23 protein-coding genes are annotated in these 22,721 nt (G+C 34.1%); 16 read left to right on the forward strand and 7 right to left on the reverse strand.

All coding sequences use genetic code 11. The annotated features are described in order from the left end of the window. The first annotated feature begins 100 nt into the window (after positions 1 to 100). From BKP45_RS13060 to spxA, 5 genes are all read left to right on the forward strand, one after another. Positions 101 to 331 (forward strand): excisionase family DNA-binding protein, encoded by a 231-nt coding sequence (locus tag BKP45_RS13060; protein WP_071390098.1) that lies wholly within the window; start codon positions 101 to 103, stop codon positions 329 to 331. A 26-nt stretch (positions 332 to 357) separates the two neighbouring features. Continuing rightward, positions 358 to 1,560: a putative glycoside hydrolase gene (locus BKP45_RS13065; protein ID WP_071390099.1), complete on the forward strand. Its 1,203-nt coding sequence runs from the start codon at positions 358 to 360 to the stop codon at positions 1,558 to 1,560. Positions 1,561 to 1,982: 422 nt separating this feature from the next. Beyond that, complete coding sequence (locus tag BKP45_RS13070) at positions 1,983 to 2,534, forward strand: GNAT family N-acetyltransferase (RefSeq protein WP_071390100.1); 552 nt, start codon at positions 1,983 to 1,985, stop codon at positions 2,532 to 2,534. Between the two features lie 55 nt (positions 2,535 to 2,589). Beyond that, on the forward strand, positions 2,590 to 2,718 hold the full coding sequence (locus BKP45_RS23335; RefSeq protein WP_281243166.1) for a hypothetical protein: 129 nt from the start codon (positions 2,590 to 2,592) through the stop codon (positions 2,716 to 2,718). Positions 2,719 to 3,031: 313 nt separating this feature from the next. After that, on the forward strand, positions 3,032 to 3,430 hold the full coding sequence (gene spxA / locus BKP45_RS13075) for a transcriptional regulator SpxA (RefSeq protein WP_071390101.1): 399 nt from the start codon (positions 3,032 to 3,034) through the stop codon (positions 3,428 to 3,430). A 94-nt stretch (positions 3,431 to 3,524) separates the two neighbouring features. Here the strand turns inward: spxA and BKP45_RS13080 are convergent, their stop codons facing one another. Beyond that, on the reverse strand, positions 3,525 to 4,208 hold the full coding sequence (locus tag BKP45_RS13080) for a TerC family protein (protein WP_071390102.1): 684 nt from the start codon (positions 4,206 to 4,208) through the stop codon (positions 3,525 to 3,527). 511 nt (positions 4,209 to 4,719) lie between these two features. Here BKP45_RS13080 and mecA point away from each other — a divergent pair. The 4 genes from mecA to pepF all read left to right on the forward strand — a co-directional run bounded on the left by mecA (position 4,720) and on the right by pepF (position 11,038). Beyond that, positions 4,720 to 5,385: an adaptor protein MecA gene (mecA, locus tag BKP45_RS13085; RefSeq protein ID WP_071390103.1), complete on the forward strand. Its 666-nt coding sequence runs from the start codon at positions 4,720 to 4,722 to the stop codon at positions 5,383 to 5,385. Between the two features lie 330 nt (positions 5,386 to 5,715). Further along, positions 5,716 to 7,227, forward strand: coding sequence for a cardiolipin synthase (gene cls / locus BKP45_RS13090; protein WP_071390104.1), 1,512 nt, complete (start codon positions 5,716 to 5,718; stop codon positions 7,225 to 7,227). 366 nt (positions 7,228 to 7,593) lie between these two features. After that, positions 7,594 to 8,769: a competence protein CoiA gene (locus BKP45_RS13095; RefSeq protein WP_071390105.1), complete on the forward strand. Its 1,176-nt coding sequence runs from the start codon at positions 7,594 to 7,596 to the stop codon at positions 8,767 to 8,769. Positions 8,770 to 9,217: 448 nt separating this feature from the next. Further along, a complete protein-coding gene (gene pepF / locus BKP45_RS13100; RefSeq protein ID WP_071390106.1) occupies positions 9,218 to 11,038 on the forward strand; it encodes an oligoendopeptidase F in 1,821 nt (606 codons plus the stop codon). Between the two features lie 702 nt (positions 11,039 to 11,740). Here the strand turns inward: pepF and BKP45_RS13105 are convergent. The 4 genes from BKP45_RS13105 to BKP45_RS13120 all read right to left on the reverse strand — a co-directional run bounded on the left by BKP45_RS13105 (position 11,741) and on the right by BKP45_RS13120 (position 14,474). Beyond that, positions 11,741 to 12,649 (reverse strand): ClpXP adapter SpxH family protein, encoded by a 909-nt coding sequence (locus tag BKP45_RS13105; protein WP_071390107.1) that lies wholly within the window; start codon positions 12,647 to 12,649, stop codon positions 11,741 to 11,743. A 27-nt stretch (positions 12,650 to 12,676) separates the two neighbouring features. Further along, on the reverse strand, positions 12,677 to 13,060 hold the full coding sequence (locus BKP45_RS13110) for a globin domain-containing protein (RefSeq protein ID WP_071390108.1): 384 nt from the start codon (positions 13,058 to 13,060) through the stop codon (positions 12,677 to 12,679). Positions 13,061 to 13,214: 154 nt separating this feature from the next. Then, a complete protein-coding gene (locus BKP45_RS13115; RefSeq protein WP_245747462.1) occupies positions 13,215 to 13,871 on the reverse strand; it encodes a lytic transglycosylase domain-containing protein in 657 nt (218 codons plus the stop codon). 18 nt (positions 13,872 to 13,889) lie between these two features. Further along, entirely contained in the window at positions 13,890 to 14,474 is a 585-nt protein-coding gene (locus BKP45_RS13120) for a CYTH domain-containing protein (protein ID WP_071390109.1), read from the reverse strand. A gap of 455 nt (positions 14,475 to 14,929) precedes the next feature. Between BKP45_RS13120 and BKP45_RS13125 the strand changes: the two genes are divergently transcribed. The 4 genes from BKP45_RS13125 (at position 14,930) to BKP45_RS13140 (ending at position 17,829) form a co-directional block, all read left to right on the forward strand. Continuing rightward, complete coding sequence (locus tag BKP45_RS13125; protein WP_071390110.1) at positions 14,930 to 15,310, forward strand: UPF0738 family protein; 381 nt, start codon at positions 14,930 to 14,932, stop codon at positions 15,308 to 15,310. A 71-nt stretch (positions 15,311 to 15,381) separates the two neighbouring features. Continuing rightward, entirely contained in the window at positions 15,382 to 16,014 is a 633-nt protein-coding gene (locus tag BKP45_RS13130; RefSeq protein ID WP_071390111.1) for a GTP pyrophosphokinase, read from the forward strand. A 110-nt stretch (positions 16,015 to 16,124) separates the two neighbouring features. Next, positions 16,125 to 16,916 carry an NAD kinase gene (locus tag BKP45_RS13135; protein ID WP_071311000.1) on the forward strand — a complete coding sequence of 264 codons (792 nt, stop codon included), beginning with the start codon at positions 16,125 to 16,127 and terminating at the stop codon, positions 16,914 to 16,916. Positions 16,917 to 16,935: 19 nt separating this feature from the next. After that, positions 16,936 to 17,829 carry an RluA family pseudouridine synthase gene (locus BKP45_RS13140; protein WP_071390112.1) on the forward strand — a complete coding sequence of 298 codons (894 nt, stop codon included), beginning with the start codon at positions 16,936 to 16,938 and terminating at the stop codon, positions 17,827 to 17,829. A gap of 27 nt (positions 17,830 to 17,856) precedes the next feature. Here BKP45_RS13140 and BKP45_RS13145 read toward each other — a convergent pair whose 3' ends face one another. Together BKP45_RS13145 and prpE are read right to left on the reverse strand one after the other, a co-directional pair. Beyond that, entirely contained in the window at positions 17,857 to 18,309 is a 453-nt protein-coding gene (locus tag BKP45_RS13145) for a hypothetical protein (protein WP_071390113.1), read from the reverse strand. Between the two features lie 22 nt (positions 18,310 to 18,331). After that, positions 18,332 to 19,072, reverse strand: coding sequence for a bis(5'-nucleosyl)-tetraphosphatase PrpE (prpE, locus tag BKP45_RS13150; RefSeq protein WP_071390114.1), 741 nt, complete (start codon positions 19,070 to 19,072; stop codon positions 18,332 to 18,334). 225 nt (positions 19,073 to 19,297) lie between these two features. Here prpE and BKP45_RS13155 point away from each other — a divergent pair, with 225 nt between their 5' ends. The 3 genes from BKP45_RS13155 to fabI all read left to right on the forward strand — a co-directional run bounded on the left by BKP45_RS13155 (position 19,298) and on the right by fabI (position 22,534). Continuing rightward, a complete protein-coding gene (locus BKP45_RS13155) occupies positions 19,298 to 21,370 on the forward strand; it encodes a cation:proton antiporter (protein WP_322788163.1) in 2,073 nt (690 codons plus the stop codon). Positions 21,371 to 21,403: 33 nt separating this feature from the next. Beyond that, positions 21,404 to 21,550, forward strand: a complete 147-nt coding sequence (locus BKP45_RS22565) for a hypothetical protein (RefSeq protein WP_169823186.1) — start codon at positions 21,404 to 21,406, stop codon at positions 21,548 to 21,550. 195 nt (positions 21,551 to 21,745) lie between these two features. Next, the gene (gene fabI / locus BKP45_RS13160; RefSeq protein ID WP_071390115.1) at positions 21,746 to 22,534 is read left to right on the forward strand and encodes an enoyl-ACP reductase FabI; all 789 of its coding nucleotides are present in this window, start codon (positions 21,746 to 21,748) and stop codon (positions 22,532 to 22,534) included. The last annotated feature ends 187 nt before the right edge of the window (positions 22,535 to 22,721 follow it).

Here is a 22,721-nt window from a genome sequence, read left to right on the forward strand (position 1 = left end):
GTCACTATTTTACGATGAACTTGTTGGTATTCATTACGAACAATTGTATAATCCTAATATATAAGGAACTTTAAAGCTGAGAAAATGGGGAGGGATTAGGTTGTATGTTACAGTAAAAGAACTGGCTGATTATTTGCACTTATCACCAGACTACGTTTTTCAGCAAATAAAAGTTGGAAATATTAGGGCAGTGCATGATGGGGAGCAATATCTAGTGAATAAAGAGCATTTTAAGAAAACTCTAGAAAATATTGAAAAACAAATCAGATTATGGAAAGAAGAACAATTACAAGAATTACCTACTGACATTGATGTAAAAGACGAAGATTAATAGAAAAGGAATTGAGGTATGTAAATATGGGGAAGAATTTACTGAAGATATTTACAATATTATTTTTCGTATCGTTGTTAGGAACTGGAAGTTTTACTTATGCAACTGTAGAAAAAACAGTCGTAGAGCATGCAAATAAATTAACTGAATTACGTCAAAAGGAAATTCCAGAACCGATGTCAAGGTTTCTTTTCCAATCAGGATATCACTTTGAATATCCAGATGCTGTCCGTGGTATTTATGTTACTGGCCATTCAGCTGGTGGTGCAAGGTTTGAAACATTAATTGACTTAATTGATAATACAGACCTTAATGCAATGGTTATAGACATTAAGGATGATCATGGTTATTTAACGTATACTCCCGATTCAAATTCACCGTATTTAAACATCAGTCAACGCTATATTAAAGATACAGAGAAACTAATGAAGCGTCTCGAAGAACACGAAATTTACCCTATTGCCCGCATAGTTGTTTTTAAAGACACAGTCTTAGCAGAGAAGCGCCCTGATCTATCATTTGTACAAAATGGAAAGGTGTGGAAAAACGGAAGAGGTGAAGCATTCGTCAATCCATTTCTAAAAGAGGTTTGGGATTATAATGTTGCTATTGCTGAGAAAGCAGCTCAACTTGGATTTAAAGAGATTCAATTTGATTACGTAAGGTTTCCAGAAGGCTTTGAACGAAGAGATGAAATGTTAACGTATGATGTAGGAGAATATAATGATGGTGATCGAGATAATGTCCAAAAGCGGGTTGATGCTGTAACTGATTTTGTCGCTTATGCACGAGAGAAACTGCAGCCATATGGTGTAGATGTTTCGGTTGACATTTTTGGATATTCAGCAACAATTACTGAGGCACCAGGAATTGGTCAAAATTTTTCAAGGATCTCACAAAATGTTGATGTTATTTCATCAATGATTTATCCTAGTCACTGGACTTCGTATTTTGGCATCTCAAAACCTGATTTGCATCCGTATGAACTAGTTACAGAATATGCCAAAGTAGAAAATCATGTTCTTGGGAAGTTGGAAAATCCCCCTGTTTCAAGGCCGTGGATCCAAGACTTTACAGCTTCCTACTTAGGTGCTGGTAACTACCGGGTTTACGGAAAAGAGGAAGTAGAAGCACAAATCCGGGCTCTATATGAAAATGGGATCAATGAGTTTTTGTTATGGAATGCTGGTAATCGCTACACACCAAATGTAAATTATAAAATGGATTAAAAGGTAAACGAAATTAAAGGGTGGTAGTTGGCTATAAAAGCAATTACGATCCTTTTTTATCCCACACTTAAGGGGCAAGTAAGACCCCCACCTCAAAACGTAAGAAAATCGAGAAGTTTAGGTGGGGGATAAACTGCCCCTAAAGGTCCGATATAGAATAACTTTCATCAGTGAAGCTGATGATTAGTTATTCTTATGCCCGTGGTATAAGTTGAACTAACAATCAGTGGGGGATGAAGGAAAACCCCCACTGATTGAAGTTCAGCTTTATATCTCTTGAGTAACATTTAACATATTAAAACAAAATTAGTCATTTTTTACTAAGTACAAATCAATAAACTTAGTTTAACAATTATTAAAAAAAGCATATACTAATAAGTGAAGACATGTTATTAAAAAGTATAAGCTACTTGGAGGTAACCATGAATTGGTATGAAAAGCTGAATCAATATTTCCCTATTGAAGAGATGAAATCAAAAGAGCATATAGAGCTGTTATTAAAAGAAAAGGGAGATATTTATCACAAAGATGAAGGTCCTAATCATGTTATGATGTATGTAGAAATGGATGACTTTATCTTTATTGATTATTTGTTTGTATCAAAAAATGCTAGAGGCCAAGGATTAGGAAAAAAATTATTAGATAATTTAAAAGCAAAACAAAAACCAATAATACTTGAAGTAGAACCTGTTACCTATGAAGACACAGACACAAAGAAGCGTTTTAATTTCTATGAAAGAGAAGGCTTTCATCATGCTAAATCCATTGGTTATCGTCGTAGATCCTTAGCAACGAAAGAAATAACGGATTTGGAGATCCTTTATTGGTCGCCAGAAAATGACGACGAAGAAACCATTTATGAGAAGATGAAAGAAACGTACGAAACTATTCACACGTACAAAGATAAACAATTGTACGGTGAAGCTTATCAAAAAGTTGATGAAGTTCTTTCCTTCGATGAGGAACATTCTTAATTTAATTTGTCTTTGCTCTCTATGATTAATATTAAAATAAGGGAAGGTGCTTATTATGAAAGGGAGAGAGAAGAAACGAAAAAAGAAAAGAGAAATTTGGAAAGATTTATTAAAAAAGAAATTTCCCGGTTGGCAACCGCTTCCAGGGAGAAAACCACTTTCTCAATCTAAGACAACAGCATAAGAAAAAGATGGTGTCCTATGATTTGTATAGGGGCACCTTTTTCTTGAAAAAAATCTAAAGGCGAAAAGTATTTAGATTAGCGGTCTACATGCTACATTACATGAGTAATTCATATTTGAAATTAATGACAGATTTTAGAGTGATAGGTTAACACTATGTACAAGTTGTATAAATTTTGTTTATTTTTTTTGTTAGAAGGGTATTCAAATTAGAATAATTATTGTATAATTTGATTATCAACTAACAGTGTGTTTTTACTTTTAATTGAGAATTAGAAGAAAAGATATAGATAAATAGAAGGGAGAATTGAATAATGGTTACACTATTTACATCCCCAAGTTGTACATCTTGTAGAAAAGCGAAGGCTTGGTTAGAGGAGCATAATATTGAATTTGTTGAGAGGAATATCTTTGCTGAACCTTTAACGATTGATGAGGTAAAAGAAGTAGTTCGCATGACTGAAGACGGTACAGATGAAATTATTTCAACTCGTTCAAAGGTGTTTCAAGAATTAAATGTTGAAGTAGAGTCATTATCATTACAACAACTTTTTAAGATTGTAAGTGAAAATCCAGGTTTATTGCGTCGTCCGATACTAATCGATGAAAAACGATTACAAGTAGGATATAATGAAGCAGAAATAAGAAGGTTTTTACCACGTAAAGTTCGTACATTCTTCTTACAAGAAGCTCAAAGAGCAGTTAACGAGTAGAATATATATAAAAGCAAAATGGCAGACGATTAGTCTGCCATTTTCGTTTAAACCGACGTATTGAACATTGTATTAAATTGTTTCTAATTTTAAATTACTTTTTTATCCATTCAATATTGCTTTTCATTCGTTTTGATAGCCAACCGATACACATGATTAAAATTATGATTAATGTTTGCATAAGGGATGCGAAGGTGGGGTGGCTATTAAACAATGGAGCTAACATTGGCTCATGAGCGATCATCTTTGTAGCGGTAAATGCTAGGATGCCAGCTCCGAAATAAATAATAATTGGAAAACGTTGCATCGCAAATAAAATAATCCGACTACCCCAAATGATAATTGGTACTGATACTAATAAACCAATGATTACTAATGCTTTATTCCCGTGAGCAGCCCCTGCTACAGCTATTACATTGTCAAACCCCATAACAATATCAGCTACAATAATTGTTTTGATAGCAGCGAATACCGTTGATTTGCCTTGGATATCACGATCATCATTTGTATCAATTAATAAATGATAAGAAATATAAAGTAATAAAGCTCCTCCAATTGCCATAAGCATTGGTATTTTTAACAGGTAAACGGCAACTAGAGTAAGTGTTATTCTCGCAATGATTGCAAACATAATTCCTAGTACAATAGCTTTATGTCTAATTTTTTCGGGTAAATTACGGCAGGCAAGAGCAACAACGATAGCGTTGTCTCCACCTAAAACAATATCAATACCAATAATCGTTAATAATGGAATAATAAAATCCATTTGTAGGCTCATGGACACACCTCTAATCTCTTAAATGAATAAAGAACAAGTATAACACTTATAAATTGAGTAAATAAATGTTAAAATAAAAGGACAACTTATTAACTAAACATATCACTTTATACTTGATTTCATTCCTTTTTTTTAAGGAAGCAAAAAAAAAGTTTGAAAATAGCTGTTAAGATTCAGTGTCTACACTTTAGGTTGCTTGGATCATTATGGCGCGAAGACTTTTCTTATTCTAAAGAAATAATGTAATTTTTGCATCGCATATAATTTCCATTCTGAATTGATTTATCATAGAATAGAAGTATAATATATGAAAAGGAATTGCTTCATTTGTACTAATATAAAATGTGTTGAAAATAAGATGAGAATAGAGCCGGAAGGTTGTATAAGTATACTTGTTTTTGGAACATCCTTTTAAAAGGAAAGTAATTGGGATAGGGTTAAGCTGTGCGCTCTCTAGGGGAAAAGCATGTCCCTTCCGTCATTTAAATTTGCAAGAAGGGAGAGTAGAATTATGGAGATAGAAAGACTGAATGAGTCAACAATCAAGTTTTTTATCACGTATAAGGACATAGAAAATCGCGGCTTTGATCGAGAGGAAATTTGGTATAATCGTGAACGAGGCGAGGAACTATTTTTCGAAATGATTAATGAAGCTAATGACCAGGGAAATTTTGAGTTAGAAGGTCCTTTGTGGATCCAAGTTCAAGCTCTTGATAGGGGTTTAGAAATTATCGTTACTAGAGGCCAAATAACTGACGGTAACGTGAGATTAGAAATACCTGTTTCTAATGACCAAACTAACTTACCTGTAGATGAAAATATTGAAGATATGCTTGATGAGAATTTTGTAAACAATAAAGATCTTCAAGAAGATGAGGAGCCAGAATTATTAGATCTTGTTATTGGCTTTGATGATTTTGAAGACATAATTTCATTAAGTCATCATATAGAAGTAAGAGGGTTTAATAATGCTCTTTATCACTTTGAAAATAAATATTATTTGTTTGTTATGTTTACTGATGAATTTCCAGAAGATGAGCAAGACGATATACTAAGTCAAATTTTAGAGTTTGGCTATGAGTCAGAAATTACGATTCACCGTATCCAAGAGTATGGCAAGGAAATCATAGCAGACGAATCATTACAAGAGTTACGTAAAAAGTTTGATAAAAAATAGAACTGACTTTTAAAGAAAGGGTCAGGCACTTCCTCTAAAGAAAATGTGAACACAATGATAATGAAATTTCATTATTTTCACTAAAATTTAGGAAGCGTCCCCTTTTTTTCTTTTTTATTAAAAATAAGGGACTACGTTTTCTAATGAGTGAATTGAGAATACGGCCAGCTCCAATGCTTGCTAGTTTGGCCACGGTATCTTTTTAGAAGACTAAAGTGAGTTTAGGAAAGTATTCTATTGATTCTCGCTCATGACAAATCCGCTTGTGCTTTTTTTGTTACCTTCATAGTAATAAATGTATTTTTAATATTTATAAGGAAGGTAAAGATTATGAAAAAGAAACTTCAAATACTATTGTTTTTATTAATTATTGGGATCGTTCTATACTTAACGAAAGATTACTGGGAAGGTTGGATAGTTGGGGGAGTAAGTATACTTTTTTCACTATCTGCATTCTTTATTGCAATTGTAATCTTTTTAGAAAATCGTCATCCATCAAGAACTGTAACATGGTTAATGGTTCTTGCTGTTTTTCCAGTTTTAGGTTTCTTCTTTTATTTAATGTTTGGTCAAAATCATCGTAAAATGAAGACATTTACGGAAAAAGCGATTTTGGATGAACAAGCTCTACACTTAATTGAAGGAAATAAACCATTAAATGAGAATGAATTAGGTAAAATGGGTGAAGATCAACAGCTCCTATTTCGACTTGCCCATCGGTTAGCCAACAATCCTATATCTTTTTCAACGGAAACAAAAGTTTTAACAGATGGGAAAGAAACGTTTACCCACATATTAAAGGCGATAAACGATGCTACAAATCATATTCATATGGAATATTACATCGTTAGAAGTGATGAGATTGGAAATGAGATAAAAAATATATTAATTAAGAAGGCGAAAGAAGGAGTTAATGTTCGTTTTCTTTATGATGCAGTCGGCTGCTTTCAATTACCCAAAACCTACATTGATCAGTTAAAAGAGGCAGGAGTAAAAATGGTACCATTTGCTCCTGTTAAAATGCCATTACTAAACCATAAAATAAATTACCGAAATCACCGTAAAATTATAGTGGTAGATGCCCAAATTGCTTTTGTTGGGGGCCTGAATATCGGAGATGAATATTTAGGTAAAAACCAATACTTCGGTCATTGGCGCGACACTCATTTATTTGTAAAAGGTGAAGCTGTTCGTTCACTGCAGCTTATTTTTTTGCGTGACTGGTATTATATGACAAAAGAAACCTTGTTGAAGCAGAGTTATCTGTCTCCAGATCTGCCGAATGTAGAACGTTTAGGTGGAGTACAAATGATTGCTAGTGGACCAGATACGCGCTGGGAAGTAATCAAAAAGTTATTTTTCTCTATGATTACTTCTGCAAAAAAATCAATTTGGGTCGCATCACCCTATTTTATTCCAGATGACGATATCCTTTCTGCTTTGAAAATAGCAGCGTTAAGTGGTGTAGACGTGCGTATTCTAGTTCCTAATCGACCTGATAAAAAAATTGTTTTTTATGCATCTCGTTCTTATTTTCCTGAACTACTAGAGGCGGGGGTCAAAGTCTATGAATACAATCGGGGATTTATGCATAGTAAAATTCTAATTGTTGATAGTGAAATTGCTTCGATTGGAACAGCGAATATGGATATGAGGAGTTTTCATTTAAACTTTGAAGTAAACGCCTTTTTATATAAAACTAAAAGTGTCCATACCCTTGTTAGTGATTATATCTACGATATGGAACATTCTACGATCATAAGTTATGAACAGTTCCAAAAACGTTCCATATTTAACCGAATTGTAGAGTCTACATCAAGGTTATTATCACCTATGCTCTAGTTTTTTGAGAAGAAACTAGAGCTATATTTTACATAATCAGAATTAATAAATTTCTAACTTGGAAACTGTCTAGCTTCAGCGCCCTATCGACTAGAAAGCTTCCTTCGTCTCGTCTACGATAAGTCGAGAACGAAAGTCTAACGACTTTCGACTCTCCTATATCTCACTCGACTCAGTCCAGCTTATTACGTCTAGAGCTGCGGCGCTTGCGCTTTTCTTTCTATGCTAGTTTTTAATGGACTTTTTTGAAATAAATCGGTATGAGATATTCATTTTCTGTAATAAAGTCCAAACTTAGGGTAGATTGCTATTTCAATAGTTGATAAACTAGTAGAAACTATACTATGTAAAATGGAGTGATGTTTTTTGCTAGTAGCGTTAACAAAACAGGGATCGCTTTTTTCCTTAGCAAATAAATCTTTTAGTAAACAAGAATTAATTAAATTAAGAGAAAAAACAATCTTCTTATGCCCTGTATGCAAACAAGAAGTCGTTTTAAAATTAGGAGAAAAGCTTGCTTGGCACTTTGCTCATAAGAAAAATGATCGTTGTCATGATGAAATGGAGGGTGAAACAGAATATCATTTAAACGGGAAAAAGCTACTATATGAATGGCTTAAAAATCAAGGTTTTGATGTTCATCTTGAAGCATACATAAAAGAGGCGAAACAACGACCAGATTTATTAGTTCATTTCAAAAAAAAATCCTATGTGATTGAATTTCAATGTGCAAAAATTTCTCCAGAAATTTTTTTAAAAAGAACAAATACTTACCGAAAATATAATTATATACCTATATGGATTTTAGGAGGAAATCAATTAATTAGGATTAAAAATAATTTCTTTAAGCTTAATTCGTTTCATTTTCTTTTTGTGTATCGCTCACTAACAAAGAATAACGCTGTCCAACTGCTAAGTTTTTGTCCTCAAAATAAACAATTTGCTAAATTAACGAATATTTCTCCTCTATCAGTTAATCGATCTTTTTCCTTTCCTACATTTTATCCACTTAGAAATTTTCATTTTTATGATATTTTTCAAGATTATCATCAATTCGTTCCAAAAGAGATATGGCTAAACTCAAAAAGCTATTGGCGACAGCATCGATTAAGATTGACTCATTCAGAACAATACGTAAAAGACTTATATTATCGTAAAGGACATCCCCTAATTTTATTTCCCTCTGAAGCAGGTATACCAACTCCATTCTACTATTTTATTGAATCTCCAACCTATATATGGCAAAGTTGGATATTAGAAACTTTTGTTACCAACAGAAAAGTCGGTGAAAAAATACATTATACATTAATATTGCGTGCATTTAACACAGCATTACAGAAAGGTGTATTTCGAATTCGAGTGATGCCTTTGATTGAAAATGGAAGTTACAATTGTGCTCTTCAATGCTATTTACACTTTTTATGTAAATTGAATGTTTTGATAACGAAAGACGGACAAATATTTATTAAAAAGAGAGATATAGCATACCCTAAAAATTTAGAACAAGCATTAAAAAAAGACGAAGAACTTGGAGTAATTTGAATTAGCGATAAAATCGTATTTTAAGTATAAAATCTACATGTTCAGTGGATTTAAAAGTCGTTTTGAACAAGGATACAGAAATGAACGTTGGTGTCAACAGGAGAGATGAAGAGTAAAAAGGTAATGATTATATTCGTGCCCGATGAGAGAAGAAATGAGTGATAGCAGTCACGTGAGAAAGCGAAACGTGCCCGGAGTTATACTGAATATAAGAAGTCGGTAACACGCACCAATCGCTCCCCATTTGTTATCTATTAATGAAGCGGCAACCTACGTTCGATTCATAACTTGTTTTACCGAATTGTATTAATAATAGTAAAGAATAGTCCAAATAATTACTTCGGTAATGGTAATATTTTTCTGAGAAAAAAGGATTAATTCTATAAAGTAACGAAGAATATATATATTAAATCAGTATGTTTTTTGTACTATATGGAGGTGCGACTATATGTCAGATCAAACAAAAACGAAACAGCTTCCAAAGCGTGAGGAGATCCCGGTAGAAAGAACTTGGGATGTGGAAGCGATCTTTTCAACTGATGAAGCTTGGGAAAAAGAATTTAATGAATTAAAGTCTGAAATGCCTAAAATACAAGAATTTAAAGGGAAATTAGAAATAAGTAGTGATCAGTTATATCAATGTTTAAAATATCAAAATGAGTTAAGCATGCGCTTAGGGAAGTTGTATGTTTATGCTCATTTAAAAAGTGACTCAGATACAACAAATTCGTTTTATCAAGGTTTAAACGACAGGGCTTCAAATCTAGCCACACAATTTAGTAATTATTCATCGTTCATTATTCCAGAATTATTAAGTATACCAGAAGAAAAAATTGCTCAATTCGTCGCTGAGAATGATGACTTGAAAATCTACAAGCACGCATTAGATGAAACGAATCGTCAGAGACCACATGTGTTATCTGAAAGTGAGGAAGCAATATTAGCTCAGGTAAGTGAAGTGACAGCAAGTTCTTCTAATACATTTGGAATGTTAAACAATGCTGATCTAAAGTTCCCTACAATTAAAGACGAAAACGGAGAAGAGATAGAAGTTACTCATGGACGTTTTATACGCTTCATGGAAAGCAGTGATCGTCGAGTAAGAGAAGATGCGTTTAAAGCGATTTACGAAACGTATGAGAAATATAAAAATACGTTAGCTAGTACATTAAGTGGAAATGTAAAGAAAAATTTATTTAATGCTAATGTGAGAAATTATCAATCGGCACGTCAAGCAGCCCTAGATAATAATAATATACCTGAAGTTGTTTATGACCAATTAGTTGATACAGTTAATGATCATTTACACTTATTACATCGTTACGTTGCCCTACGAAAAAAGGCTTTAGATCTAGATGAAATCCATATGTATGATTTGTACACGCCAATTATTAAGGACGTAAAAATGGAAGTGACTTATGAAGAAGCCAAGGACCTTGTAATAAAAGGTGTTGAGCCACTTGGAGAAGAATACGTTAATATCATTAAAGAAGGCTTTGAAAAACGTTGGGTTGATATAGAAGAAAATGTTGGGAAAAGAAGTGGAGCTTATTCTTCTGGAACATATGGAACAATGCCTTACATTTTAATGAATTGGCAAAATAACATAAATAATCTATTTACGTTAACACATGAATTCGGTCATTCTGTTCATAGTTATTACTCAAGAAAAACTCAGCCATATCATTATTCTGGATATTCAATTTTTGTAGCAGAAGTTGCTTCAACTTGCAATGAAGCGTTACTTAATGATTATTTATTAAAAGTAACAGAAGATAAGAAAAAGAAACTATACTTATTAAATCATTTCCTTGAGGGATTTAGAGGGACGGTATTCCGCCAAACGATGTTTGCAGAGTTTGAGAAATTAATTCATGAGAAGGCTGGAAATGGAGAACCGCTAACTCCTGAATTACTTTCGAAGACATATTATGAATTAAATAAAAAATATTTTGGTGACAACATTATTCTTGATGATGAGATTGCAATGGAATGGGCAAGGATTCCCCATTTTTATTACAATTTCTACGTTTATCAATATGCAACTGGATATAGTGCTGCGACAGCACTATCAAAACAAATTCTAGAGGAAGGAAACTCAGCTGTCACTCGTTATATAGATTTCTTAAAGGCTGGTAGCTCAGATTATCCAATTGAAATATTAAAGCGTGCTGGTGTAGATATGACTAGTTCAAATCCTATTAAGGAAGCCTTAACAGTGTTTGAAAAAACGCTAAATGAAATGGAACAATTATTGTTTGATAAGTAACCTTGGGCTTCTATTAATTTGGTATGATAATTAAGTTTTGATTATAGAAAAAAGACTGTTAGTTAAGAGCTTGATCGTCATTTGCACGAAACCAAAAGCTTATACCGACAGTCTTTTTTCAACTAATTTTTCAATCTTCTCATGAAAATCCACGAAAACGTCTTCGTTCATTATAACAGTGTACTGTGAATAATATTGAAAGTAATAATAGTGGTGCAGCTATCCAAATTGGTATAAAATACAATAAACTTAAAATGAAAATTCCAAAAGTTATGAAGGTGAATAGAAGACCAATAAAAAACATGACCTGATACACTAATGTCTCACCATCCCTAAATATTGTTTATCTCAATCGTAAAGGGCAGTAACCCCCTATTACTAAAGTAAAACTTACTAAATTCCTATGATAGGGAGGGACGAGTTATTCATAAAAGTTAATCGTGAATATTTTGTGAAATACTTCACGAAATGGTTGAATTTCTTACAAAAAAGAGGTAAATTATAATTGTGAACAAGATCACATAACTCCCCCTAAGTTTATGTGAATGAAATCACAAACCCCTTTTAAAAGTTTTAATCCCTTTTATTACTGTGTACGGAAAACCTTGACAATTAATGAATGCAATGAAGGCTAGGTCTCCCCAACCTAGCCTTTTTGCGTGTATTCGTATAAGGTTTTTTTGTCTTAGTATCACCTTGTCATTACAACTCACCAACATAACGCCAGAACGTTCCATACTTAACAGGGACACGCTCTACGATTTGACGCAATACAAGTTTCTTCATTTCCTTTTCAACTTCTTCAATTGTTAAATCATAAACGACTGCTATTTCCTTTGAGGCAACAAAATTATGGTACTTTAAAAAATCTTCAAGAAAAACAGATGGAGAAGGAATGAGTTCTTCATGATACATCTCTTCAAGGACTTTCACATAAACGTCAAAATTATATAACCCTTTTACCATGAGACCTTCATCTTCCACGTTATTATTGAACACTACAAGTGTTGGAAAACACTCTACACCCATTTCTTTTGTTGTTTTTAAATCGCATTGAAGTGCTTTAATTGCTCCTCTTGAATGAAGGTCCTTTTTAAATTCAACTAGATCTAAGCCTTCGATACTTTCAGCGCACTCTAATAGGACTTCTTCTTTAGCGATATTTTGTTTGGCTAAAAACATAAGTTCACGTAGTTTCCGTAAGTATTTCATACCAATCTGCTTACCTTGAAGTTCTGATGCTTTAATAGCTATAGAAGCTGCAAAGGGGGTCGAAATTGGGTTTTCTAGCCAAATGTCACCATCACAAGACATTCCTGTTCTACTTGCTGTTTTTTCCCATGCATTTGCTTTTTCTTTATTGGACGTTTTGTTTTGACAGCACTGTAACTTTGCACCAATTACATAGCGTATTTTAAAATAATGATAATAGTAAGTTTGTAACTTTTTAAGAATTGGCTCAAGTGCCCAACATTCTGGACAGAGGGGGTCTATAAAAGTATAAATTTCTAATGGTTTGTTTTTAGGTTTAATAGGTTGTAAATGCACTTCATCAGATCCGCATAACCCAAATTCGTCATTGCAATTGGAGTCAGAGTCATTGAAAGACAATGTAGATCCCTCCTTTTCGTTCATTCTTTAAGTGCTAGTATTAATCATGTGATGTGCAGTTTGTGTTAAGCGCTCAAAGACATAGTCCCGAACTGGACCTTCAAGACCTATATCAGTCATTGCTTCATTCATACATTGAAGCCAAGCGTGGGCCCGTTGTGGCGTGATCGGAAAAGGCATGTGTCTCGCTCTAAGCATAGGATGTCCATGTTCATCACTATATAAAGTAGGTCCCCCGAGAAACTGTGTTAAAAACTGCTTTTGTACTCTAGCTGTTTCGGTTAAATCATCAGGGAAGATAGGTGTTAGGAGTGGGTGCTTCTGTACTTTGCTGTAAAAGCTTTCGACAAGTTGATCTATTACATCTTTACCACCTATTGCTTCAAATGGGTTGTTAGACTGTGCACTCATAAGTTGTCTCCTTTAAGTAGTGTGTAGCCTTATTTTAGCAAGGGGGGGACTTCATCGCAAATAATTAGCTTTTACCTTTAAGTAAATACCGTTGGTAAGGAGAATAATATCAAACAAAAAAACTCTCTTTGTTAAAAAGAGAGTTGGATTTTCATCAGATACTCAAGTAAGTACTGAGCACTTTTGGTACATAGCGTCTTGTTTCATTAAAAGGTGGTATTCCACCATGTTTATCGACATTACCTGGACCAGCATTATAAGCGGCTAGAGCAAGTGACACATCGCCATTATAGCGATCTAACATTTGTCTTAAATATTTTGTTCCACCTTCAATATTTTCTTTAGGATCGAAAACATTATTAACATTTAAACCACGAGCTGTTGCAGGCATTAGTTGCATTAAACCGAGAGCTCCTGCGTGACTTCTTGCATTAGGATCAAAGTTTGATTCATGTTTTATAACAGAATAAATTAACTTAGGGTCTACATTAAATTTTTTCGCTGCTTCTTCAATATAATGGTTGTATTTTCCCTCACCTGTAGTAGTGAGAGTTTGTAGTGGTTCTTTTGTAGCCATTGGTAGTAGGCTTACTTTGTTTGTTCCATGTAAGTTTGATAAAGAAAGTGAAGGATCTAGCTTCTTTGAAACGTTAAGGTTTTGAAGCGTTTGTTTGATATGGTTATCTAATTTTTCTTCTAGAAAGGTTGAAAACAAGGATTCAAAAGATGTTGAAGTAAGCTGGTTACTTTTCTGCATATTTCGAATTGCTTGTAGCTCAAACATATGTTGAAAATTAGTCGAGACTTTCAAAGATTCCACCACCTAAAGTTATTTGCATTCAGCTTTTCTTAAAAAGAATCGTTTGATTTTGTTTTCTGTTTTTTTGATAGGAATTTGGAGATTGGTAAAGAGTCCCGAGAAAATTTCTTTTCCTTTTTCTTCGTCGGTTACTTCATACTCAATTTCGAAATCTTCTACCCCTAAATAAATGCTATGATCAAACACCAGTGTTCCGCCAAGGTAGGAAATTTCAGCTCGATTAGTTATTAAAGATCCTAAATACCTACATTTGCTTAAGTCAATTTGAAAAGATGTATAAAGTTGAGTAGCGACAGCCCCTTTAGGTAATGCTTCTCCATTAAAGGAACGATTGGCATCTTCATCTGTTATGTCTTGGTGAGTTTCTAATAGTCCGACTTTGTGTGGCTGCTTTAATGTTAATGTGTACTTATTTTGTTTTTCTCTAATACGAAGAGCACTTCCGTGAGCTTTTATCTTAAAATCATTGGTATCAAAATAGTAATTTTTTTGTTTTTTTAAGTCTGATTCTTTTACAGAAAAATGAGAAAGTAGTTTAAAAAAATCTTCTTTTGTGACAATATTTTTAAATTCAATTTCGATTTCTTGTTTCATTATTTAAAACCTCTTTGCTATGCTAATAAGTCGAAGTGATTATTAGCTTTTTTTTAGTTGAAAGCTGACTACCTTTAGCGTGTACAATCTTGGTCCTCACTACATCACTTTTCGGTTACTACGAAGCGGCTTTGCTCTTGAGCAAACGGAGTGTCACAGGAGCAGCTGCTCGTGACCAAGGCGCTTGCGCTTTTCTTACATAATCAGAATTTATAAATTTCTAACTTGGAAACTGTCTAGCTTCAGCGCCTACGAGCTCGGTCACTTCAGTCCTTTTCAGAAGCCAAAGAGCGGCTTCAGTCAAAGGCCTTCCAGTGCCTATCGCTCGTGACCAAGGCGCTTGCGCTTTTCTTAATCATACTACGATTTGTCGAATATTGATAGTTTTCTAATTATCGAAAAAATGTATTTTATGATACACTAAGGGCGTAAATAGTTAATTGGAGGATTTAGGAATGGCGAAAAAAATTGAAGTTACAAAAATACAACTTGATGATCGTGAAGGAAAGGTATATGTTGATCAATCCGATTTTTTAGTAGATAAAAAAATTCAACCTGAAGGTCGGATGTTAACTGATTCAGAACATTTGTCATTTATCTATATTTTAGATGTAGAGGATGACTTTATTTATGTGAGCTTTGCCGAAAAGTTTTGGAATGAACTAAATACCGCTACCAAAAAAGAGTTACCTTTATTTTTACAAATTAATGAAACAAACCGTATACCATTTATTCAATTCCAAGAAGAATTTACATATTTACTTTCTAACATTCAAGAAAACAGCAATTATGGTGAAAGAATGGTACAAGCTGTTAATCAGACGTTCTTTAGTTAATAATCTTAATAAGGTGAGGAAAAACTGGACAAAGTTTCACATACATAGATATATAAGAGGTGATATGATAAATGAATTGGGATGTTTTTTTTGCTCCTTATCAACAAGCTGTCGAAGAATTAAAGATTAAGTTAAGGGGAATTCGTAAGGAGTACAACATGTATTCTACAAAACATACTCCAATTGAATTTGTTACGGGGAGAATTAAACCGGTTTCAAGTATTATTGACAAATCTAAAAGGAAAAATATCCCTTTAGATGAGTTAGAAACACGAATGCAGGACTTAGCCGGGGTAAGAGTAATGTGTCAATTTGTTGAAGATATCGATAGTGTCGTAGAATTAATTCGTGCAAGAAAAGATTTTGAAATCATTGAAGAAAGAGATTATATTACTGAGAAAAAGCGAAGTGGATATCGAGCATATCATCTAGTTATTAGATATCCAGTGCATACGATAGAAGGGGAAAAAAAGATCCTCGTGGAAATACAAATAAAGACTTTGGCTATGAATTTTTGGGCGACGATTGAGCATTCATTATTATATAAGTATAGTGGCGAAATTCCAGAAAATATTATTGAGCGTTTACAAAGTGCGGCTGAAGCGGCGTTTAAATTAGATGAAGAAATGTCTCAAATTCGTGGCGAAGTACTTGAGGCACAAGTTAGCTTTAGAAGAAAAGAAGAAGAGCAAAGAAACCATTAAATTTTTATAGAACGGAAAAAAGAAAATTTATAGCTATGAAGTACTTTGTTCCTATTAAAGCTTTCAAAATTTGCATTTACATATGAACGAATAGGAGTTGTTCTAGTGAAATGAAATTTGCAGTTACTTCCCGAGGGGATGAAAAGTCCGACGGTTTGATGCAAAAAATAAAAAATTATCTACTTGAATTTAATCTCGTTTACGATATTGACAACCCTGACATGGTGATTACTGTTGGCGGAGATGGAACGTTACTCTACGCTTTTCATCATTACGCTCATCGCCTGAGTGATACTGCATTTGTGGGAGTTCATACTGGACATCTTGGGTTTTATGCCGATTGGAAGCCTGAAGAGGTTGAGCGATTGGTGATCCATATTGCAAAGACTCCTTTTAAAATTGTGGAATATCCTTTAGTTGAAGTCATTGTAAGACATAATGATACAACAAAATCTGAACGTTACTTGGCACTAAATGAATGTTCTGTAAAAAGCGTGGTCGGAGCTTTAGTTATGGATGTTGAAATCAAAGGTGAAATGTTTGAAACATTTCGTGGGGATGGACTTTGTATTTCAACACCATCAGGAAGCACAGCATATAATAAGGCTTTAGGAGGAGCAATATTACACCCTTCGATATCTTCAATTCAAATGGCTGAAATGGCATCGATTAACAATCGTATCTATCGAACGGTGGGTTCACCTCTAGTTTTACCACAGCATCACACATGTTTATTAAAACCACAAAGTGAAGGAGATTATCACATCACAATTGATCATCTTTCAATCATTGAAAAAGATGTAAAATCTATTCAGTGTCGAGTAGCTGAAGAAAAAATAAAATTTGCGCGCTTTCGACCGTTTCCATTTTGGAATAGAGTGAGAGACTCATTTATTAAGTAAAGGTTAGAAGGTAGTTTAAATGCATGGAATCATTTTGCGATGGAAAGTAGAAAATAAAGATCATCATTGTCTTTTAAGGGATTATTTAAGAAATGTAAAAGAAATTTCTAGACAAGCGTTAACAGCGGTTAAACAGCATGGTGAGTTACGTGTTAATGATGAAGAGGTTACTGTAAGAGCTTTATTGCATGAAGGTGATGAGGTTACCGTCGTTTTCCCCCCTGAAGAACGTAGCGACGGTATGGAAGGAAGGCAAATTCCTTTATCGATTGTTTATGAAGATGAGCACATATTAGTTATTAACAAACAACCCAATCTACCAACAATACCGTCTATTTATCATCCTAATCGATCATTAGCGAATGGAGTTCTATATTATTATGACGTCAACAACATTCCAAGTACTTTTCATGCTGTAAATCGGCTTGACCGGGACACGTCTGGGTTACTTATCATAGCGAAGCATCGATATGCCCATGATTTATTTTCTCGACAACAAAAACTAGGAAAAGTAAAACGTACGTATTTGGCCGTTGTTCATAACATAATGGAAAGAATAGACGGCACAATTAACGCTCCAATAGGTCGCAAAGAGGACAGTATTATTGAACGTGAGGTTAGAAAAGATGGTCAAGAGGCCGTTACTAATTTTAAAGTCATTAGGTACCTTAAGAAGGAAACGGTCGTACGTTTAATTCTTGAGACAGGAAGGACTCATCAAATTCGTGTTCATATGGCATCTATTGGCCATCCTCTCCTTGGGGACGATCTATATGGAGGTTCAATAGAAAAAATAAGTCGGCAAGCATTACATAGTTGGAAACTACAGTTTTTTCATCCGTTTTTACAACGCGAATTAAATTTTAGCGTAGAACCACCTGAGGATATGAATAAACTTATAAATGAATTGTAGCCGTTAGAAAAACATGAAGCGCATTCCTTATTCAAAAGGCGCTTCATGTTTTTTGACATTTGGAATAAGAAATTGGATCATTTCCATTCCGTTTTCATCGCTTATCACCACTTCAACCATATTAATAAGTTCATCATCATCTAGTTGCGCATCGTATAAAAATGATTCAGAAATAAAGTACTCCTCATTACCATCAATATAAAAAGGCTGTTTCTGTGCATTTCCCAATGTAAAGTCAATAACTTCTGCTCCAATTGCCTCTTGTAATGTTTCATCATGAATAATAAATTTTGCATAGAGAGGGCCCACTTTATTACGGTTCTCATTTTTCATTACAGCATATAAAGATACAGTGGAAAGTTCATCATCAATGATGATCCTACTCTCATCTGTGTTTGGAGTTATGTTTGGTTCATTACCACATGCAGTTAATAAAGAAATGGACAGTATTAATATTACTATTTTTAATGAATTACTCATTAATTTCTCCTTTCTAGATTAGTTAATCATCAAACGTGCGAAACTTTTCTGGTACAAATGGTTGTTTAGAAGCAACAGAAACCGTTTCTTTTTCGGGGTAACGGAATGCTGTTAATGTCCCACCGAAAACGCAGCCTGTATCGATATTAATCGTTTCATTAATAAGACGAGGCTTTTTGACAGGGGTGTGCCCGTAGACAATGAAAGATTGATTGTTTGAATGCTTCTTTGCCCAATCCCTCCGAACGGGAGTACCGTCTGGATTTTTTTCCCCAGTAATATCACCATATAACACAAACGTTTTAACTTTTTTGTCAGTTCTACCAATGTAGTCAGAGCGAATTCCAGCGTGTGCAATGACAAGCTTTTGTTGATCTAAAAGTAGATAAAGAGGAGCATTTTCATATAATTCCATGAATGATGAGCGGATCGATGCATATTGATCTTTATTAAGTGCTTTTATTTCAGCTACAGTTGTTTCTAAACCGTGGGTTTCTTGAACTTTACGCCCTAGAAAATATCGGTATAATTTATCGCAATGATTACCAGGAGTATAATACGCTCGATCTTTTTTTACTAATTTTGAGACAATTTCGATTACCTTTAAGGAGTGAGGACCTCGGTCGGTTAAGTCTCCAACAAAAGCTAATTTTCTGTTTTCTGGATGAACTGGGTAGCTTTCATGCCAACTATATCCTAGTTTTTTTGTTAATTGTTCAAACTCATCATAACAGCCATGAATATCACCAATAACGTCAAACATGTAATCCCATCTTTCTAAAAAATAGTATGTAGTTCTCTATAGTTATAGCATATCAGTCTTATAAATAACCTATACTTTACGGAATAATAAGTTTAAAGTGAAAATTATATTACTACTTCTAAAGATAATAGCTTTTTTATTGACAAGGCCATACCATTCTTTTATGATTGTAGAAGTTTTTGCCATAAACATAGGGTTTAGTAATAAAGAAAAGGTTGTGATACGTTGTTTACTTTAGAATTACCTGTTACTGATCCTGTTCTTATTTTTGCCTTGGCTATGGTTATTTTTTTATTAGCGCCAATTATTATGAACCGATTAAGAATTCCAGGTATCATTGGACTTATTTTTGCTGGGATCTTCGTTGGTCCTAATGGTTTAGGTATTTTAGATCGAGATCCTACAATTGTATTATTAGGAACTGTCGGACTTTTATATATCATTTTCATTGCAGGCTTAGAAATAGATTTAGATGGATTTCAAAAATATCGAAATAGAAGCTTAGTATTTGGTTTATTGTCTTTTTCGATACCTTTTGCCTTAGGAATTGCGCTAGGGATCATGATGGAATATTCTATTCCCGCAGCGATCTTACTCGGTTCAATACTTGGTTCTCATACGTTACTCGCATATCCCATTGCTAGTCGTCTTGGAGTCGCGAAGAACAAGGCTGTTACGACCGCAGTTGGTGGGTTAATTATGACCGATACACTAGCCTTGTTAGTGTTAGCCATTATTGCTGGGATGAAACAAGGCGACATAAATATTATTTTTTGGGTACAACTAATTGTTTCTTTAACTCTTTTTTCACTTGTTGTGTTATTTGGAGTACCTGTCATTGCAAAGTTCTTTTTCCGTAATATGAGTAGTCATGGTTCGATGGAATATATCTTTGTCATGTCAGTATTGTTTGTATGTGCCTATCTGGCTATTGTTGCTGGTGTTCAACCGATTATTGGTGCTTTCTTAGCGGGGCTAGCGTTGAATAGATTAATTTTCGAACAAGGTCCATTAATGAACCGGATAAAATTTATCGGAAATGCGATATTTATTCCTTTTTTTCTTCTTTCCGTTGGAATGTTAATGGATTTTCGAGTGCTTCTTGAAGAGCCGAAAGCGTTAATTTTTGCTTTCTCGATTGTTGTCTTAGTTAACATTGGAAAAATGTCTGCAGCATGGATATCTGGGGAAATTTATCGATATTCAAAGGATGAAGTTAAATTAATGTACGGGTTAACAATTCCACAAGCAGCAGCTACTTTAGCAGCGACACTTGTTGGATACGAATTAGGTTTGTTTAGCTTAGCTCTTGTCAATGGGATTATCATTATGATTTTAGTAACTTGTATGATTGGACCCTATCTAGTTGAAAAATATAGTCGCAAAATTGCTGAGGCGGAAGAAGAACAGCCGTATGAACGAAGTCAGGCACCGGAACGAATATTAATACCTTTAGCAAATCCAAAAACAATAGAAGGGCTGTTTGATTTGGCATTCATTATTAAAACTCCGACATCAAATGAGCCGTTGTATCCGATCTCAGTTGTCAGAGAAAATGGGGGAGACGAAGCAGCAAAAGTGGCAGAGGCGGAAAAGATGCTTGGTCATGCAGTGATGTACGCAGCAGGTGCTGACATACCAATTCGTCTTTTAACAAGAGTTGATTATAATGCAGCCTCAGGAATTATTCGAGCTATGACAGATACGAGAATTTCTACCGTAATTGTAGGTTGGAATGGGAAACTTTCAACACCTCAAAAAATATTAGGTGGGATTTTAGATCAAATTTTAGAGCAGACAAACCAGATGATGTTAGTGGCAAAGCTTATTCATCCTTTAAATACAACAAAGCGAATTGTTTTGATTTTACCCCATTTAAGTTCTAAGAAGCCTGGATTTAAGGAAAGTATTCGTATTGTAAAGTTAATGGCAAATCGTTTGGGAGCTACTTTGCTTTGTTTAGTTGTAAAAGGAGATCAAAACTATTATGGAAAGCTCGTTAATGAACAAAAGCCAGACGTAGATGTGACATTAGAAACAGTAGATAAGTGGATGCACTTGGAAGAAAACTATTTACACCGTTTTAAAAAAGACGAGTTAATAATTGTCATTAGTGCTCGTCGTGGGACGGTTGCTTGGCATCCGTATTTAGAGAAATTACCAAGGAAAATATCAAAATCAACGTCTGAGAATTTTATTGTTATATTTCCTGAAGAAGTAGAAACGGTTGATCTTAGAGGTTCAAGGGGAACTACTTTACCAACAACATTTCTTCCAGATAGAGAATATGATCATTAATATAGGCAAAAATATTCTAGAGGTGAATGGTACATGGAGGAAATCGTAATTATTTGTCCTAGCTGTCAAAAACGAGATGCTCTAGAGAATGTTTTAACTGCTCAATCAAATCAAAATGTCATTTATGAATGTTCTTATTGCCATTTTAGCAAACGTAATATTGAAACGAGTAAAGGGTAAGTCACTTTAAGTGTTCTTACCTTTTTCAGTATTTAGATAAAGTAAGGGAGTGTTAGTTTCTCATTTAAGAAGTGTGAAAACACTGTAATGTAATCTTGAAAAAACACTTCTTGCTTATTTATAGGTACATGCTATAATTATTAGGACCAAGTGCTAATATCAACTTATTGTATTAAAATAAAAGGAGGACTTTCGATGTACTTATCGTTAGAAAATCGTACATTTGTCGTAATGGGAGTTGCGAATAAACGTAGTATTGCCTGGGGAATAGCTCAATCGTTATCAAAAGCAGGAGCTAGACTTATTTTTACATATGCAGGAGAAAGACTTGAAAAAAATGTGAAGGATTTAGTTGCAACATTAGAGCGAGAAGATCATCTAGTTTTATCATGTGATATCTCAAGCGATGAAGAAATAGATGCAACATTTAACACAATTAAAGAAGAAGTAGGCGTTATTCATGGTATTGCCCACTGTATCGCATTTGCTAATAAAGACGAGTTAGGTGGAGAATATTTAGCTACTACACGAGAAGGCTTTTTACTTGCTCAAAATATTAGTGCTTACTCTTTAACAGCTGTAACTAAGGCTGCTCGTGAGCTTATGACAGAAGGCGGAAGCATCATTACACTTACATATTTAGGTGGAGAGCGCGTAGTTAAGCATTACAATGTAATGGGTGTTGCTAAAGCGTCATTAGATGCTAGTGTGAAATATTTAGCTAATGATCTTGGCCAAGAAGGGATTCGTGTAAATGCAATTTCTGCTGGTCCAATTCGTACGCTAGCAGCAAAAGGGATTTCTGACTTCAATAAAGTTGTGGAAGAGTTTGAAGAAAATGCTCCGTTAAGAAGAACGGTGACACAAGAAGAAGTAGGAGACGCTGCTCTATTCTTAATGAGTGATTTATCTAGAGGAATAACTGGAGAGATCCTTCACGTTGATGGTGGATATAATGTTATTGGCTTAATGAAAAATGAGTAAAATTTTGAATTAATAAAAGTCTGTGATTTACGATTGTTCGTAAGTTGCAGACTTTTTTTGTTTATTCAATTTTGTGAATTTCTACTATATAAAATATTGTAATGTGTAATATTTGTAAATGAAGTTCATCTAAAAATTAGGGATTTCTCGAAGCTATAAATAAAGGAAATCAATTATTGTTGCGCAA

This window comes from Anaerobacillus alkalidiazotrophicus (assembly GCF_001866055.1).

Excerpts from the sequence above, each read along its gene's own strand:
- BKP45_RS13065 (WP_071390099.1), top strand. The coding sequence starts at position 358 with ATGGGGAAGAATTTACTGAAGATATTTACAATATTATTTTTCGTATCG.
- cls (WP_071390104.1), top strand. The coding sequence starts at position 5,716 with ATGAAAAAGAAACTTCAAATACTATTGTTTTTATTAATTATTGGGATC.
- BKP45_RS13145 (WP_071390113.1), bottom strand. The coding sequence starts at position 18,309 with ATGAGTAATTCATTAAAAATAGTAATATTAATACTGTCCATTTCTTTA.
- mecA (WP_071390103.1), top strand. The coding sequence starts at position 4,720 with ATGGAGATAGAAAGACTGAATGAGTCAACAATCAAGTTTTTTATCACG.
- BKP45_RS22565 (WP_169823186.1), top strand. The coding sequence starts at position 21,404 with ATGGAGGAAATCGTAATTATTTGTCCTAGCTGTCAAAAACGAGATGCT.
- BKP45_RS23335 (WP_281243166.1), top strand. The coding sequence starts at position 2,590 with ATGAAAGGGAGAGAGAAGAAACGAAAAAAGAAAAGAGAAATTTGGAAA.
- BKP45_RS13140 (WP_071390112.1), top strand. The coding sequence starts at position 16,936 with ATGCATGGAATCATTTTGCGATGGAAAGTAGAAAATAAAGATCATCAT.
- pepF (WP_071390106.1), top strand. The coding sequence starts at position 9,218 with ATGTCAGATCAAACAAAAACGAAACAGCTTCCAAAGCGTGAGGAGATC.
- fabI (WP_071390115.1), top strand. The coding sequence starts at position 21,746 with ATGTACTTATCGTTAGAAAATCGTACATTTGTCGTAATGGGAGTTGCG.
- BKP45_RS13130 (WP_071390111.1), top strand. The coding sequence starts at position 15,382 with ATGAATTGGGATGTTTTTTTTGCTCCTTATCAACAAGCTGTCGAAGAA.
- prpE (WP_071390114.1), bottom strand. The coding sequence starts at position 19,072 with ATGTTTGACGTTATTGGTGATATTCATGGCTGTTATGATGAGTTTGAA.
- BKP45_RS13110 (WP_071390108.1), bottom strand. The coding sequence starts at position 13,060 with ATGAGTGCACAGTCTAACAACCCATTTGAAGCAATAGGTGGTAAAGAT.
- BKP45_RS13080 (WP_071390102.1), bottom strand. The coding sequence starts at position 4,208 with ATGAGCCTACAAATGGATTTTATTATTCCATTATTAACGATTATTGGT.
- BKP45_RS13070 (WP_071390100.1), top strand. The coding sequence starts at position 1,983 with ATGAATTGGTATGAAAAGCTGAATCAATATTTCCCTATTGAAGAGATG.
- spxA (WP_071390101.1), top strand. The coding sequence starts at position 3,032 with ATGGTTACACTATTTACATCCCCAAGTTGTACATCTTGTAGAAAAGCG.
- BKP45_RS13135 (WP_071311000.1), top strand. The coding sequence starts at position 16,125 with ATGAAATTTGCAGTTACTTCCCGAGGGGATGAAAAGTCCGACGGTTTG.
- BKP45_RS13120 (WP_071390109.1), bottom strand. The coding sequence starts at position 14,474 with ATGAAACAAGAAATCGAAATTGAATTTAAAAATATTGTCACAAAAGAA.
- BKP45_RS13125 (WP_071390110.1), top strand. The coding sequence starts at position 14,930 with ATGGCGAAAAAAATTGAAGTTACAAAAATACAACTTGATGATCGTGAA.